Source organism: Massilia eurypsychrophila (assembly GCF_002760655.1).
Taxonomy (GTDB): Bacteria; Pseudomonadota; Gammaproteobacteria; order Burkholderiales; family Burkholderiaceae_D; genus JAFCUW01.
Map to the genome: position 1 here is coordinate 110499 of NZ_PDOC01000017.1, position 14822 is coordinate 125320.

Sequence of the window (14822 nt, forward strand, 5' to 3'; positions counted from 1 at the left end):
ATCATGACAACCAGCTGGACTCCCATCAAGACCGCCGTCAGTGTTGCGCTGTGCGGCGCCGCCTTGTTCACGTTGCCTGCCTTTGCACAAAGCACGCCTGCCGCCGCGCCGCAGGCACAAGCCGACATGACCTTGCTGCCGGGCGACGACTTCTTTACCTACGCCAACCGCGAGTGGCTCGACAAGACCGAGATTCCGGCCGACCGCAGCAGCTGGGGCGCGTTCGCCGCCATCGCCGAGGACACCAACGCGCGCATCGTCAAGATGTTCGACACGATCAACGCCGACAAGAACGCGAGCGCCGAAGCGAAAAAGGTTGCCTCGTTTTACCAGACCTACATGGACGAAGCGGCGATCGAAGCGAAGGGCGCCGCACCGCTCAAACCCATACTGGCGAAGATCGACGCCATCCGCGACAAGGCCGACCTGACGCGCGCGCTCGGCGCCTCGGTGCGCGCCGACGTCGACCCGCTCAACAACACCAACTTCTTCACCGAGAACGTGTTCGGCGTGTGGGTCGCCCAAGGGCTGACCGATCCGTCGCGCAACACGCCGTATCTGCTGCAGGGCGGCCTCGGCATGCCGGACCGCGCCTATTACCTGACCGCCAGCACGCGCATGGCCGAACTGCGCGTCAAGCACCAGCAGCATATCGCCGCGATGCTGAAGCTGGCCGGCTACGCCGACAGCGAGGCGCGCGCGGCGAAAGTGTTTGCGCTGGAAATGGCGATCGCCAAGTCGCACGCCACGCGCGAGGATTCGGCCGATGTCCAGAAGGGCAACAACACGTGGGCCCTGAAGGACTTCTCGGCCAACGCGCCCGGCATCGACTGGCCGGCTTTCTTCAAGAGCGCCGGCCTGGGCGGGCAGAACAAGTTCATCGTCTGGCATCCGGGCGCGGTCAAGGGCGAGGCGGCACTGGTCGCCAGCGCCGACCTGGCCAGCTGGAAGGACTATCTGGCGTTCCACCAGATCAACCACTTCGCGCCGCACCTGTCGAAGGCCTTCGTCGACCAGCGCTTCGCCTTCTACGGCACAGCACTGTCGGGCACGCCGGAGCAGTCGCCACGCTGGAAGCGCGCGCTCGGCGCCACCAACGGCGCGCTCGACCAGTCGGTCGGCAAGGTCTACGTCGAGCGCTTCTTTGCCGCCGAGGACAAGACGCGCGTGCGCCAGATGGTCACCAACATCATCGCCGCGTTCAGCAAGCGCATCGACAAGCTCGACTGGATGGCGCCGGCCACCCGCGCCCAGGCGCAGCAAAAGCTGAAGACCTTGTACGTCGGCGTTGCCTACCCGGATCGATGGGATTCGTATGCCGCCCTGAAAGTGGTGCCGGGCGATGCATTCGGCAACGTCGTGCGCGCCGAGGAGTTTCACACCGCGCAGAAGTTGGCCAAGCTGAACAAGAAAGTCGACAAGACCGAATGGTCGATGCCGCCGCAACTGGTCAACGCCGTCAACATGCCGCTGCAAAACGCCATCGTGTTTCCGGCGGCGATCCTGCAGCCGCCGTTCTACGATCCGAAGGCGTCCGACGCCACCAACTACGGCGCCATCGGCGCGGTGATCGGTCACGAAATCAGCCACAGCTTCGACGACCAGGGCGCCCAGTTTGACGCCCAGGGCCGGCTGCGCGACTGGTGGACCAGGCAAGACAAGGAGTATTTCAAGAAAGCGTCGGCCAAGCTGGCGGCGCAGTATTCTGCCTACAAGCCGTTCCCCGACCTGGCCGTCAACGGCAACCTGACCTTGTCGGAGAACCTGGCCGACCTGGCCGGGCTGTCGGCTGCCTACGACGCTTACCGCGCCACCCTGGCCGGCAAGCCGGTGCCGGCGGACGCCGACAAGGCGTTCTTCCTCGGCTTCGCCCACAGCGAACGCAGCAAGATGCGCGAGGCTTACCTGCGCCGCATCATCATGACCGACGGCCACGCGCCGTCGCAGTACCGCGCCGCCACCGTGCGCAATGTCGACGCCTGGTACGACGCGTTCAACGTGCAGTCTGGCCAGAAGCTGTACCTGGCGCCGGCGGAGCGCGTGCGCGTCTGGTAATGTGATGGCCTGAACCGCGCGGCATGTGCCGCGCGGTCCGCTCACTGCGCCCCGACATGACCGACAACATCGACAACATTACCCGCCGTACCCTTGACTATTACGACGGCCACGCACGCGAATTTTTCAACGGCACCATCGACCACGACGTCACGCAAAACATCGATGCGCTGCTCGGCGCGATCACGGCGCCGGCACCATTCACCATTCTGGACCTCGGCTGCGGGCCGGGACGCGACCTGAAGACATTCGGCGCGCTGGGCCACCGCGCCATCGGCGTCGATGGCTCCGCCGAGTTCGTCGAGATGGCGCGCGCCTACAGCGGCTGCGAGGTGTGGCAGCAGGATTTCGTCCACCTCGACTTGCCCGCCGAAATGTTCGACGGCATCTTCGCCAACGCGGTGCTGTTTCACGTACCGAGCCGCGCGTTGCCGAAGGTGCTGGCCGACCTGTATGCGGCGCTGAAACCCGGCGGCGTACTGTTCAGTTCTAACCCGCGCGGCGACAACGAGGAGGGCTGGAACGGCCCGCGCTACGGCAGTTATTACGACTACGAAACATGGGAGCGGTTCATGATCGCGGCTAAATTTTCCGCCGTGCATCATTACTACCGCCCACCTAATCTGCCGCGCGACCAGCAGCCATGGCTGGCAAGTGTTTGGCGTAAATAATATGTGAAGTACCGAACAGAAGCGGCGCCCGAATCGTCCTATCGTTATTGCTCATCCACGAAGTGAGGTAGCGTCATGAACAAGGATCAGGTCAAAGGCAAGGCGAAAGACATCGGTGGCAAAATCCAGGAGGAAGTCGGTAAAGTAGTCGGCAGCAACAAGCAGCAAGCCGAGGGCCTGGCGAATCAGGCCGAAGGCAAGACGCAGGAAAAAGTTGGCGATGCCAAGGAAGTTATCCGGGACAGCACCCGCGGCAACCGCTAATCAGCCTGTCGGCACAAATTCAGCCGCGATGTTGTCGCGGCTTTTTTTTCCGCATGCACCGCTAGTAGTTGCGCCCCGTGATGCTTTGCCCATCGGCGCGGCTGACGGTGAATTTGGCCCGATTCCCCAAGGTGCCGCCGGCGGTCGCTTCGATGCAGTCGACCTCGCTGCCGATGTTGGCGCCTTCGGCATTTTGCTGCTTCGACGTGATGCAGAACAGGTTCACTCCCGCGTCTTCCTGCACCGACCAGCTGAACGTTGTCGTGCCCAGCTTTTGTCCGGTGATCCTGCAGCCGGCATAGCCTTCCAGAATGAACAGCTCGCCTTGCTGGCCGCCGCTGGCCGCCGCCGGCAGCGCCGCCATCGCGCCACGTGCCGGCGCGCAGGCGCCGTCGGTACTGGCCACGCCGATGAAGGTGTCGTTGGTGAAGAACAGCGTGCCGTTGTTGACGTTGGTGGCGCCGTCGATGGTGAAGCGGATCGACTGGTCGATCGTCTGGCCGCTCGACCCGGTCATGGCGAAGGTGCTGGTGGGCCCTGGCTTCATGTCCACCGCCAGCTCGTAGGCGCGCCCGTCGCTGCCTTTGCCGGTCATTTTCCATGAGTGCGCCACGGTGAGGTAGTCGCGCCAGGCGGCGGCGACGTCGACGGTGGCGACCACCGGTCCCGGCGACACCACCGGTGGGGGAAAGGCGCCGCCGGCGGGCGTGCCGCCACCGCCACCGCCGCCGCCGCAGGCCGCGAGCAGTGCGGCGCAGGCGGCAATTGGCAATGTCCATCTGGCCAAGTGGGTCATGACAACCTCCTATCGATTATGGGTATTGATCGTTAGAGCCAGCCGTTTGCGCCTTGACCGATGAGAATGACGGTTGTTTGATATTTCGTAAGGTCGAGCCAATTGATGAGCTAAGGTTCGCTCCCGCACAGACCGCTTGGTGCGCGGCGGTTATTCTGGCTTCACTGCATGGCGATCCTGCCACGCGCTTTCCAAGGAGCTCATCATGAACAAAGACCAAGTCAACGGCAAACTGCAAGACATCGGCGGCAAGATTCAGGAAGAAGCTGGCAAGCTGGTCGGTAGCAAAGAGCAGCAGGCTAAAGGCCTGGCCAACCAGGTCGAAGGCAAGACCCAGGAAAAGTTCGGCGATGCCAAAGAAGTCATCAAGGACGCGACCAACTAATCTGGTCCCGCACCGGATAAGTTATAGCAAAAAAACAGCCGCGAATTTCGCGGCTGTTTTCATTCTGGACTGCAGTTTTTCATGCTGCAGTTTTTCGCTCCGCCGTTTTATGGCTGCAGATTCTTCTTGAAGAACGCCTCGATGGTGCCGTACACGTGGCGTTGCCCGGCGCGCGACGAAATGCCGTGCTTGGCGCCCGGATACGTCATCAGGTCGAACTTGATGTTGCGGTTGACCAGGCCATCGATCAGGCGCGTGGTGTTGGTAAACAACACGTTGTCGTCGGCCATGCCGTGCACCAGCAACAGCGGCGACTTCAGGCCGTCGAGGTGGGCGAACACGCCGCTCTTCTTGTAGGCCTCGGCATCGGACTTTGGCGTGGCGCCGACGAACTGCTCGGTATAGTGGGTGTCATACAGTGCCCAGTCCGTCACTGGCGCGACCGACACGCCCATCGCGATCTTGTCGGACGCGGCCGACAGCAGGCGCAGGCTCATGAAGCCGCCGTAGCTCCAGCCGAACACGCCGATGCGCTTAGCGTCGACGAAGCTTTGCTTGCCGAGCCAGTCGATGCCGGTGAGCTGGTCCTCGACCTCGTGCTTGCCCAGTTCCTTGTAGATGACGTCGGTAAACGCGCGCTCGCGGCGCGACGAACCGCGGTTATCCAGGCGGAACACGACGAAGCCCTGCTGCGCCATGTACTGGTCGAACATGTTGCCCCACTTGCGCGCCACGTGCTGCGCGTGCGGGCCGCCGTAGGTCGACAGGTAGACCGGATAGCGTTTGGCCGGATCGAAATTGCTCGGCTTGATGATCGAGTAGTACAGCGCCTGGCCGTCATTCGCTTTCAGGGTGCCGTATTCGGTGGCCAGGTGGTCCGACTTGTACTTGCCGTACGGATGCGTGTCGTTCAGTTCGTTCTGCTCGAGCCAGCCGACCATCGAGCCGTCCGGACGGCGGATCGAGATCTGCGGCGGCGTCGACGAATCGGAGAAGGTATCGACGAACACTTCGCCGTTGCGGGCGAACGAGGCGTCGTGCCAGCCGTCGGTCTTGGTGATGCGCACCGGCCTGGCGGCGTTGCTGCCGTCGAGCGCGAGCGAATAGATCTGCTTGTCGACGACATTGTCGCGGTTCGACGAGACGAACACGCGGCCGTTTTTCTCGTCGACGGCGGCGATCGCGTCGATGCCCCATTCGCCGCTCGACAGGGTGCGCAGCAGCTTGCCGTCCATGCTGTAGTGGTACAGGTGGTTGCGGCCGCTGCGTTCCGACGTCCACAGGAAACCTTGCTTGTTTTTCAGGAAGCGCAGGTCGTCATGGATGCTGACCCAGGTGTTGGATGTTTCGGTCAACACGGTGCGCTGCGCCAGGGTGGCGGCGTCGACGGCTATCAGGTCGAGGCGCTTCTGGTCGCGTGTCTGGCGCTGGTACAGCAACTGTTTGCTGTCGGCGCTCCAGTCCGCGCGGACCAGGTAGATATCCGTGTCGGCGCCGATGTCGACCTTGCGCTGCACGCCGGTGGCCGGCGAGACGATCATCAGTTCGGCGATCACGTTCGGGTCGCCCGCGGCAGGGTAGCGCTGCTCGACGACGTCGGTGCGGTCGGCAAAGATTTCAAAGCGGCGCACCACCGGCACCTGCGCTTCGTCGAAGCGCTTGTAGGCGATGGCGGAGTCGTCCGGCGCCCAGTAGTAGCCGGTGCGCTGGCCCATTTCTTCCTGCGCCACGAATTCGGCTTCGCCGTTGTGGATCGTGCCCTTGCCGTCGGTCGTCAGCTGCTTCTCGGCGCCTGTGGTCAGGTCGATCACCACCAGGTTCTGGTTACGCACGAACGACACGTAGCGCCCTTTCGGCGAGATCTTCGGATCGGCCACGTTGCCGGAGGCGACTTTGCGCGGCGCGTCAGGGCGAGCCGCGTCGATCAGGTACAGGTCGCCGCCGATCGGCACCAGCAGCTGCTTGCCGTCCGGCGACCAGCTGTACGTCAGGATGCCGTTCAGGCTGGCCGTGCGCGCGCGTTCGCGGCGGGCCTGCTCTTCGGGCGAAATCGATTCGTTCGGCACCAGCACTTTCGAGTCGACCAGGCGGCGCGCGGTCTTGTCTTTCATGTTGAATTCCCACAAGTCCAGCTGGAACTGGTTGTCGGCACGGCCGCGCAGGAAGGTGATGCGCGCGCCGTCAGGCGACACGCGCAGGTTGCGCATGCCCGGTCCCGCCAGCGCCGGGTCGGCGTGGATACGGTCCAGTGTCAGCCGCTCGGCAGATGCGGGAACGGCCGACAATGCGGCTAAAAAACAGAGGATAAAACGCATGGATTGTCTCGAAGTGGAGGTTGAACTGGAACAACTCGCAGAAGATACCAGAGTCCATCGGAAAGCGCTGTAAATACGGGGCATCAAAATGCAGCTGCGTTTTGGGGACCCGCGTTCAAGAGCGGCGGGCGACGCCCAGCACCCGCTGGTTGGCCAGCTTTTTCAGCGCCACCGTCAGCAGGACGGCGGCCACCGTCAGCCCCAGCACCAGGCCGATCCAGAAACCGTACACTTCCATCGGCGCGCGCGGCGCCCATGGCAGCCAGGCCGGCGCCAGCCCGAGCACGACGCCCAGCGGCAGCGAAAAGATCCAGAACGCCACCAGCTGAATCACCATCGGCTGGCGCGTCACCTTGTAGCCGCGGATCGCGCTCGACGTCGCCACCTGGGTGGCGTCCGACAACTGGAACAGCGCGCCGAACAGCAGCAGCTGCACGCACAGTTCCTGCACCGCCGGGTCGGACGTATAGGCGCGCGCGATTTCCCAGCGGAACAGGGCGATGAATCCGGCCGAGACGACGCCAAACGCGATCGACATCCACACCCCGACCCACGACACGAAGCGCGCCTTGTGCGGATCGCCTTCGCCGAGCGACTGGCCGACCCGCGTGATCAGGGCGATGCCGAAGCTGAGCGGCACCATGAATACCAGCGAGGAAAAATTGAGGGCGATCTGGTGCGCCGACACCTGCACCACGCCAAAGCGCGCCACCAGCAGGCTGATCGCGCCAAAGGCGCTCACTTCGGCAAAGTAGGTGATGCCGATCGGTACGCCAAGCCTGAGCATGCCGGCAATTTCCGGCCAGTTCGGCCACTCCCAGTGAGTGAACGGATAGGTCTGCTCGTAGGCGGGCGCTACGCGCACCCAGGCCAGCATGGCGCCGAGCATCAGCCACATGCCGGCCGCGGTCGCGACGGCGCAGCCAACGCCGCCCAGCTTCGGCATGCCAAGGTTGCCGAACACGAGCAGCCAGTTGACTCCGATGTTAAACAGCAGCCCGAGGATGGCGATGATCATCACCGGCTTGGTCTGGTTGATGCTGGTGGTGTAGCCATACAGCGCGCGGTAGCAGGCGAACGCCGGCATGCCAAGGCTGATCACGTGCACGAACATCGAGGCGCTGTCGTTGACCTCCTGGTCAAGCCCGATATGGTCGAACAGCAGCGTGGCCAGGTTGGCCGCGGCGCACGCGACCACTCCCACGCCGAGGCCTTTCCACAGCGCCTGGCGCACCGAATGGGGAATCAGGTGGTGGTTGCCGGCGCCAATCTCGTGGGCCACGACGGTGTTAATCGCCATCATCACGCCCATCACCGTCACCAGCACGATCGACCACACCGACGCGCCGAGCGACACGGCGGCCAGTTCGGCGGCGCTGACGTGGCCGGTCATGGCGACGTCGGCCACGCCCATGCCGACAGTAGCGAGCTGGCCGACCAGCATCGGCCAGGACAGGCGCCACAGCGCTTTGATTTCGGTGACGACGGCCGAGTTGGAGGAGGGGACGATGACGGTGGACATGAAAGAAGCAACGGACCAAACCGGTGATTCTACTTTATTTGCAACATTGGTAACAGTCGCAACAGCACCGGGCCGATCGGCGTGAACGCCCGGATCCAACGCACACACTGCAACCCGACGAGCTAGCGGCGCAGGGTGCACGCCAGGCGTCAGCGGTTGCCGAACTCCACCGGCGGCAAACTCTTCAGGTACACATACAGCGCGCGCAGGTCGGTCTCGTTCATTTCCTTGAACGAGTTGATCGGCATCACCGGGCTGATCGCGCTGCCGTCCGGGCGCCGGCCGCTTTGCAGCGAGGCGATGAACGCCTCCGGCGTCGGGTAGCGCGCCATCACGCTGCCTTTGCCCGGTGTCAGGTTGGCGGTGGCCGGCCAGGTCGGCGGGCCGCCCGGGATCTTGCCGCCGCTCATGCGTGCACCGTGGCAGCTGATGCAGGTATTGGCGACGTAGGCGCCGTGCGCGACGGAGATAGTCGCCGCCACCGGTTGCGCCGGCGGCAGCGCATGGTCGATCTTTTCGGCCGCGTCCTGCACCACTCCGAACGCATACAGCACCTTGACCGCGGTCGGCAGCTGCACCACCGGCGTGCTGCCGGCCACCGGCGGCAACGACCTGGTGTAGGCGATCAGCGCGGCCATGTCGTCGTCGGTGAGGCGGTTGTAGTCTTCGCTCGGCATGATCATGATCGGGTTGCCGCTCGGCTTGACGCCGTGGCGAACGGTGCGCACCCAGTCCTCGATGCGGTAATTCGTGGTGACGCTGTTGGCGCCGGCGGTAATATTGGGCGAGATCACCAGCATCGGCCCTTCGTTGACAACGGTCATGCCGCCGCCGTTGGCGCCATGGCAGTCGGCGCAGCCGCGCGTGGTAAACAGATAGCGGCCCTGTTCGATCGCGGCCGGGTCGGCCCGCACCGTCACGGGCGCGACCGTCAGCGCGATCTTGCGGGCGACCTTGCGCTCGCCTTCCGCCTTGCCGACCACGACAGTGGCAACCCCGATCAACGCGAGCGATACCAGCACGAAGCTGGTGCGTTTTACCCATTTATTCATAGCAGGTTCCTTTTCTGAACGGACTAGCCGCCGTTTTAATTTATCATCCTGGCAAGGCCTCTGATACCAAAAAGTCAAGCAACCGAGGGTTCTGATAACGAATGGATCAAGCTTTGATGCCAAGCCGTGCGCCCGCGGGCCGCACAGCGCAGTACGATGAAAGAAAAAGCCTTGCGGGAGCCAATTCGTGGAATACAAGGACTATTACCAGGCCCTCGGGGTCGACAAGAGCGCCTCGGCCGACGACATCAAGAAGGCCTACCGCAAGCTGGTGCGCAAGTATCATCCCGACGTCAGCAAGTCCAAGGATGCCGACGCCAAGACCAAGGAAATCAACGAAGCCTACGGCGTGCTGGGCGACCCGGAAAAGCGTGCCGCCTATGACGAACTGGGCAGCGCTCGCCGGCCGGGCCAGGAATTTCGGCCGCCGCCCGACTGGGCCTCGTCGTATGGCGGCGCCGACATGGACAGCGATTTCTTCTCCGACCTGTTCGCCCATGTGGGCCGGCGCTCGCGCGCCGGCGCGCGCGGCGGCAGCTTCCAGATGCGCGGCGAGGACATTCACGCCAGCATCGGCATCGACCTGGTCGACGCCTACCATGGCGCCACCCGCACCGTGACGATGCGCGCGCCGCAGCGCGATGCGGCCGGGCGCCACGTCAGCACCGACAAGCAGCTCAACGTCAACATTCCGAAAGGCGTGCTGCCGGGCCAGCAGCTGCGCCTGGCGGGGCAGGGCCATCCCGGCGTCGGCGGCGGCCCGCCGGGCGACCTGTTCCTTGAAATCGTCCTGAACCCGGACCCGCGCTACCGCGTCGAGGGCGGCAACGTGTATGAATCGGTGCCGGTGGCGCCATGGGAAGCGGCGCTCGGCGCCCACATCACCGTGCCGACGCCGTCCGGCGAGGTCGAGGTCAAAGTGCCGATCAATTCCCAGACCGGGCGCAAGCTGCGCCTGAAGGCGCGCGGGATTCCGGCCAATCCGCCCGGCGACCTGTACCTGGTGCTCGAAGTCGTGCTGCCGCCGGCCGACAACGACAGGGCGCGCCAGCTGTACGAAACCATGGCGCGCGAATTCGGCGCGTTCAATCCGCGTGCAAGAACAGGAGGCTGATGAATGACGCTTAACAATGCCGTTAGCGGCGTACTGATCGACCAGGTCGCCCTCAGCGTCGAGGAACTGGCGCGCGCCTGCGACGTCGAAGCTGAGTGGGTGGCGCGGCATGTGCGCGCTGGCGTGCTCGGCGGCGACATCGACGCGTCGGCGCTTGATCGTTTGCAATTCGGCAGCGCCGACCTGGTGCGCGCGCGCCGGCTGCTCAGCCTCGAAAGCGTGTTCGACGCCAACGAGGATATCGCGGCGCTGGTGCTCGACCTGGGCGACGAGATCCATCGCCTGCGCGCCCGCCTGCGGGTGCTGGGCGCCGACTAGCAGCAACCGTTAATGCAAGTTAGAAGCTCATCGGCACCCGCACCGACAGCGACACGTCCGGTGTGTCGCGTGTGACGCCGGCACCGATTGACACGTTCACGGTGCGCTTGTCGCTGAGGCGGTACGAATACCCGATCAGCAAGGTGCCGAGCTGAGTGCGAACCGAGCCTGGCACCGGCGCGCCGTTCTGGCGCACGCGAGCGAGCGTACTGTGATCATAGCCCAGGCTGAGCGAGGTTTTCTCGTTGAGTGCCAGGCCCATGCCGAAATTGAAGCCGATCACACCGCCCGGTTCCAGCTCGCCGATCGGTTCGCGCACCCCCTCGAGAATGAGCCGGCTGACGTTGCTGCGCTTGATGGTGTGGATGTAACTGACGCTGCCGAAGAAAATTGCTGGATCGGACGGAAACAGCCAGGTCAGGCTGGGCTGCAGTGAATAGAAGCCCGAGCCGGTCGGCAGCTCCAGCGGCAGGCCGGTGCCAGTGACATTCTCGCCGATGCAGCGCCTGGTGCAGTCGGTAACGACGTCGAACGGATCGCGCCCGGTGCGTGACTTCAGACGCAGGCCACCGATGTAATACGGTTTGTTGGCGCCGCCGTCATTGAGCTGGTAGCGCGCCGCAAGCTCGACATCGCCGAGCGCCTTGCCGGACGTATCGAATGCTCGCTCTACCGCCGTGCCGGTGAAAATTTCGCGGCTGACCGTCGCGTCCGAACGATACACATACGGCACCTTTACTTCCACTTCCAGCCGGTTCGACAGGCCGGTGCGCCCGCTCAGCGACGCCGTAAACGTGTTGCGCTTGATTTCGCGCACGTCGATCAGGCCGATCAGCAGGGCGGGGATGATGGTGTAGCCAACCAGCGCGACCCGGTTGCTCGACGAGTAGCCAAATTGCAGCGCCGGCTCCAGCACGTATTTTCCCTTCTGGGTCAGTACACCGGGCTGCTCGAACAGCGGGGCGATTTCGGGCGGGCGGCCGTCCTTGGCGGGCGCCTTGCCGACCGCTTGCTGCGCGCTTTGGGACTGCATTTGTACCTGGGCCTGACCTTGTGCCTCGCCCTGGGCCTGCGCGGCACTGCCCGGGCCGGTGCCGCGCTGGCTGGCCAGCAGTTCGGTGGAACCGCGCTGCATCGCGCGCAGCTGCTCGCGTTGCATACGGACTTCGCCGGACAACTGTTCGACCAGGGCTCGCTGGTCGTCAAGGGCGCTCTGTAATTTCTTCAGCGTTTCTTCCATCTGTTGCATGCTCTGGCCGTCCTGTTGGGCAAACACCGGCGGCGCAAGCAGCAAAGCTGTCAGGCCGGCGCCGCCAAGTCTTGCTACGATTTTTCCATGCATTAGTCTCTCCTGTCTAGACACAAAACTTTCCGCACCTGCCCAACCTAGTGCGTCCCGATCGCCCTGACGGCGGCTTCTCGCATCCCGGCTTGGAAATGCATATGCTTCAGCAGCGACGCGCTGTTGACGGTCGAACTGATCGTGGTCTGGCTGTTGATCGACTGGCCATCGAGCGTGTTCTGCACGAAGGTGCCGCCGCCGGCAAGCGCATCGCCGACGGCGAAATTGTTGCCGCCGTTCTGCACCAGCTTGGCGGAACTCAATGCGTCACGCGCCTGGCTTGCCTCAGCGCCCGTGATGTCGCGCACATTGGCAATCTGAAAATTGGTGTGGGCGACGACTGCGCCATTGATCGAGACCAGGCGTTCGATGCCAAGCGAAACGGTAAGGCCGCCGGGCACGATGAAGCCGCCGCGCATCGTGTCGAGCGCAGCGGCGTCGACCCTCCGCCAGCCGTCTGGCGCCGCGCAGATGACTTCCAGGTCCAGCGCGCGGGCGGTCAGTTGCGGCGTCGGCGCTTGCTCGCCGGCCGTCGCCGTCATGCACGCCATGGACAACAGCAGCACCGGCGTTGATCGATAGCGCATGGCAAACTCCTTCTAAAAATCGCCTGGCCCAAATTTAGGCAGGCCGACGTGATCGAGGCTGGCGCGAGCGAGGCCTTCCGCCAGCGGCGCCATCGGTGCAACCCGCCAGTCGGCACTGCGGTTGAACGCCACGTCGCCCTTGTAGCCGTGTATGACGAACAACAGTTTGCTGGTCCACATCTGGTGGAACTGCTCGAGCGGCACCGAACGCGCGCCGCTCGACGGGTCGCCCAGCAGAACCCGGCCATCCGCCACGCCCTTGATGACCACGAAATGGTTGTATCCCTTGTCGGCCACCAGGACGATCGCGGGCAATTTCGATTCCGCCAGTTTCTCGAGCGGTAATTCGAAGCCGTCGCCGCGCAAGCCACGGGTGGCGAGGAAACGCTGCATGTCGAGCAACGAAAAGCCTTGCTGGCGAATCATGGCCTGGTCGCCGTTCTGGTACATCTGTTCGAACGCTTCCTGTTCGGATACGCGCATGCCGTAATGATGGGTAAGCAAAGTCGCCAGCGCGGCCGAACCGCAGCTGAAATCGTATTGCTGGCGCACCGTCGCGTCGAAGCGCACCTGCTTCAGCGTCTTTAACGGCAGCACCATCCTCATCCCCGACGCTCCCGCCAGTTCGATCGCGTGCACGGCCTGGAACGGCTGGGCCAGTAACAACGTCAAGCCCAGCGTCAGGCGTCGCTTGTGGTTCATCATCGTAGCTGCAAGTTGATCACGGTGGCGTTCTGGATGAGCACGTTTGCACCGGTGTTCTGGATGACCATCGGCAGGCCACTCATGTTGGCGAACGAACCGCTGTCGATCGTGTTGTTTCCGCTCGAGACGTTGGTTGCTGTGTTGTTCGTCACGGTCGCGTTCAGCCGCGCGTCGCTGATCGCGGTGGCCGTGTCGGCGCCGCCGCGCGAACTGGCCAGTTGCGCCGGTTTCAGCGGCGCACCGAGGCCAGGCACCGCACGGCTTGGTTCTGCCGGCGGCGGCGCGCTCACTGCGGGTGCTGTGGGCGCTGCCGGCGCTGGTGGATCGGTGCTGGTCCGTACCGGCGCCTGCGCCATCGCGTGGGCGCTGGCACAGGCCACGCCGCCAGCGAGGGTCATCCTCATTAAAAACTGGTTCATCTGCTCTCCCTGATCGAAAAAACACCGCCATGCCGGATCCGGCATGGCGGTGAACGGGCTTAGCGACTGCCCACCGCGAGGTTGGCCTGGACGTTGACGCTTTGCTGAACCAGCGACGAGATGCCGCTGTTCTGGCTCATGACCATGATGCCGGCTGCCGACTGGGCCGCGCCACTCATCGCGTTCGACATGTCGAACGCGCCGGTGGTGACCGAGTTGGTGCCGCCAGCACCGCCGCTGCCTGCGCCGCCTGCGCCGCCATTGCCAATTCCGGCGGTATTCGACCCTGCTGCGCCGCCCATGCCGCCGGTGTTGGTGCCGCCAGCACCGCCAGCGCCGCCGGCGCCTCCGCTTGCCGCACCACTCGTGCTGGTGCCGCCCGATGCGGTACCGCCAGTGCCCGCGCCACCCGTGGCGCCTGCGCCGCCGGTATTCGAGGCGATACCGCTGGTGCCGCCGGCGCCACCATTGCCAGCCATCGCACCGGCGCCGCCAGTTGCAGTGCCGCCCGAGCCTGCACCCGCCGTTGCCGTGCCGCCAGCTGCCGCACCACCAGTCGAAGTGCCGCCGGTTGCGGCACCCGCCGTTGCGGTGCCGCCCGAACCGCCACCGGCAGTCGCCGTGCCGCTGGCCCCGGCGCCGCCACCGCCGCCTGCGCCACCGCTGCCGCTAGCGCCTGCGCCGCCGGTACTGGTCAGGGTGCCGCCCGCGCCGCCTGCGCCGCTCGTTGCCGTGCCGCCTGCTGCGCCGGCGCCGGCCGTATTGCTGACACCGCCACCGGTGCCGCCGGTGCCGCCGCTGCCTGCGCTTGCCCCTGCGCCGCCCATGCCCGCGGTCGAGTCGCCCGCGGTCGCGCTATTGGCGCCGCTGGTACCGGCGCCGCCTGTGCTGGTGCCGCCCGCGCCGCCCGTTGCGGTGCCGGCGCCGGCGCCGCGCTCACGCGACATGGCCCTGCTGCCGCCCGCCATCGCCTCGCCACCGCCGGCGCCATTCGATGCTGTCTGGCCCGAACCGGTCGAGCCGCCACCGGCGCCGCCACCACCGCCGGCACCGCCCCCGCCGCCGGCTTCGCCGGTACCTGCCGTTGCTGCGCCAATGCGGCCGCCGTCACCGCCATTGGCGCCGCGTGCATTGCCAGTGCGTGCGCCATTCGCCCCGTCGAGCGGTCCGGCAACGCCGCCGGCACCGCCGGCGGCATCGCCGGCGCGGGCACCGCGCGCGCCGGCGCCGCCGGTGCCGCTGGCGTCGCCACCGTCGCCGCCGGTGCCGCGCGCAAG

The 14822-nt window shown here is 65.1% G+C and carries 15 protein-coding genes; 6 read left to right on the plus strand and 9 right to left on the minus strand.

Going from position 1 to position 14822, the window contains the following annotated elements; translation table 11 throughout:
- The first annotated feature begins 3 nt into the window (after positions 1–3).
- From CR105_RS21280 to CR105_RS21290, 3 genes are all read left to right on the plus strand, one after another.
- On the plus strand, positions 4–2055 hold the full coding sequence (locus CR105_RS21280) for a M13 family metallopeptidase (protein ID WP_099791934.1): 2052 nt from the start codon (positions 4–6) through the stop codon (positions 2053–2055).
- A 56-nt stretch (positions 2056–2111) separates the two neighbouring features.
- Positions 2112–2726, plus strand: coding sequence for a class I SAM-dependent methyltransferase (locus CR105_RS21285; RefSeq protein ID WP_099791976.1), 615 nt, complete (start codon positions 2112–2114; stop codon positions 2724–2726).
- Between the two features lie 75 nt (positions 2727–2801).
- Entirely contained in the window at positions 2802–2990 is a 189-nt protein-coding gene (locus CR105_RS21290; protein ID WP_099791936.1) for a CsbD family protein, read from the plus strand.
- Between the two features lie 61 nt (positions 2991–3051).
- Here the strand turns inward: CR105_RS21290 and CR105_RS21295 are convergent, their stop codons facing one another.
- The gene (locus CR105_RS21295; protein WP_131021771.1) at positions 3052–3786 is read right to left on the minus strand and encodes a hypothetical protein; all 735 of its coding nucleotides are present in this window, start codon (positions 3784–3786) and stop codon (positions 3052–3054) included.
- Between the two features lie 205 nt (positions 3787–3991).
- Here CR105_RS21295 and CR105_RS21300 point away from each other — a divergent pair, with 205 nt between their 5' ends.
- Positions 3992–4171, plus strand: a complete 180-nt coding sequence (locus CR105_RS21300; RefSeq protein WP_099791940.1) for a CsbD family protein — start codon at positions 3992–3994, stop codon at positions 4169–4171.
- 107 nt (positions 4172–4278) lie between these two features.
- Here CR105_RS21300 and CR105_RS21305 read toward each other — a convergent pair whose 3' ends face one another.
- The 3 genes from CR105_RS21305 to CR105_RS21315 all read right to left on the minus strand — a co-directional run bounded on the left by CR105_RS21305 (position 4279) and on the right by CR105_RS21315 (position 9060).
- Complete coding sequence (locus tag CR105_RS21305; protein ID WP_099791942.1) at positions 4279–6486, minus strand: S9 family peptidase; 2208 nt, start codon at positions 6484–6486, stop codon at positions 4279–4281.
- 115 nt (positions 6487–6601) lie between these two features.
- Positions 6602–8008: an MATE family efflux transporter gene (locus tag CR105_RS21310; RefSeq protein ID WP_099791944.1), complete on the minus strand. Its 1407-nt coding sequence runs from the start codon at positions 8006–8008 to the stop codon at positions 6602–6604.
- Between the two features lie 149 nt (positions 8009–8157).
- A complete protein-coding gene (locus CR105_RS21315) occupies positions 8158–9060 on the minus strand; it encodes a c-type cytochrome (RefSeq protein WP_099791946.1) in 903 nt (300 codons plus the stop codon).
- A 187-nt stretch (positions 9061–9247) separates the two neighbouring features.
- Here CR105_RS21315 and CR105_RS21320 point away from each other — a divergent pair, with 187 nt between their 5' ends.
- Positions 9248–10174, plus strand: a complete 927-nt coding sequence (locus tag CR105_RS21320) for a DnaJ C-terminal domain-containing protein (RefSeq protein WP_099791948.1) — start codon at positions 9248–9250, stop codon at positions 10172–10174.
- Between the two features lie 3 nt (positions 10175–10177).
- Complete coding sequence (locus CR105_RS21325) at positions 10178–10492, plus strand: MerR family transcriptional regulator (RefSeq protein ID WP_099791950.1); 315 nt, start codon at positions 10178–10180, stop codon at positions 10490–10492.
- Positions 10493–10511: 19 nt separating this feature from the next.
- Here the strand turns inward: CR105_RS21325 and CR105_RS21330 are convergent, their stop codons facing one another.
- From CR105_RS21330 to CR105_RS21350, 5 genes are read right to left on the minus strand one after another with little or no spacing between them, the layout of a single operon-like run.
- Positions 10512–11834: a coiled-coil domain-containing protein gene (locus CR105_RS21330; protein WP_099791952.1), complete on the minus strand. Its 1323-nt coding sequence runs from the start codon at positions 11832–11834 to the stop codon at positions 10512–10514.
- A gap of 44 nt (positions 11835–11878) precedes the next feature.
- The gene (locus tag CR105_RS21335; RefSeq protein WP_099791954.1) at positions 11879–12421 is read right to left on the minus strand and encodes a type 2 periplasmic-binding domain-containing protein; all 543 of its coding nucleotides are present in this window, start codon (positions 12419–12421) and stop codon (positions 11879–11881) included.
- 12 nt (positions 12422–12433) lie between these two features.
- Positions 12434–13123 carry a C39 family peptidase gene (locus tag CR105_RS21340; RefSeq protein ID WP_180288259.1) on the minus strand — a complete coding sequence of 230 codons (690 nt, stop codon included), beginning with the start codon at positions 13121–13123 and terminating at the stop codon, positions 12434–12436.
- Positions 13123–13545, minus strand: coding sequence for a hypothetical protein (locus CR105_RS28450; RefSeq protein ID WP_180288260.1), 423 nt, complete (start codon positions 13543–13545; stop codon positions 13123–13125). The genes CR105_RS21340 and CR105_RS28450 overlap by 1 nt, the downstream gene beginning before the upstream one ends.
- Positions 13546–13604: 59 nt before the next feature.
- Entirely contained in the window at positions 13605–14492 is an 888-nt protein-coding gene (locus CR105_RS21350; RefSeq protein WP_143752796.1) for a hypothetical protein, read from the minus strand.
- Positions 14493–14822 lie beyond the last annotated feature (330 nt).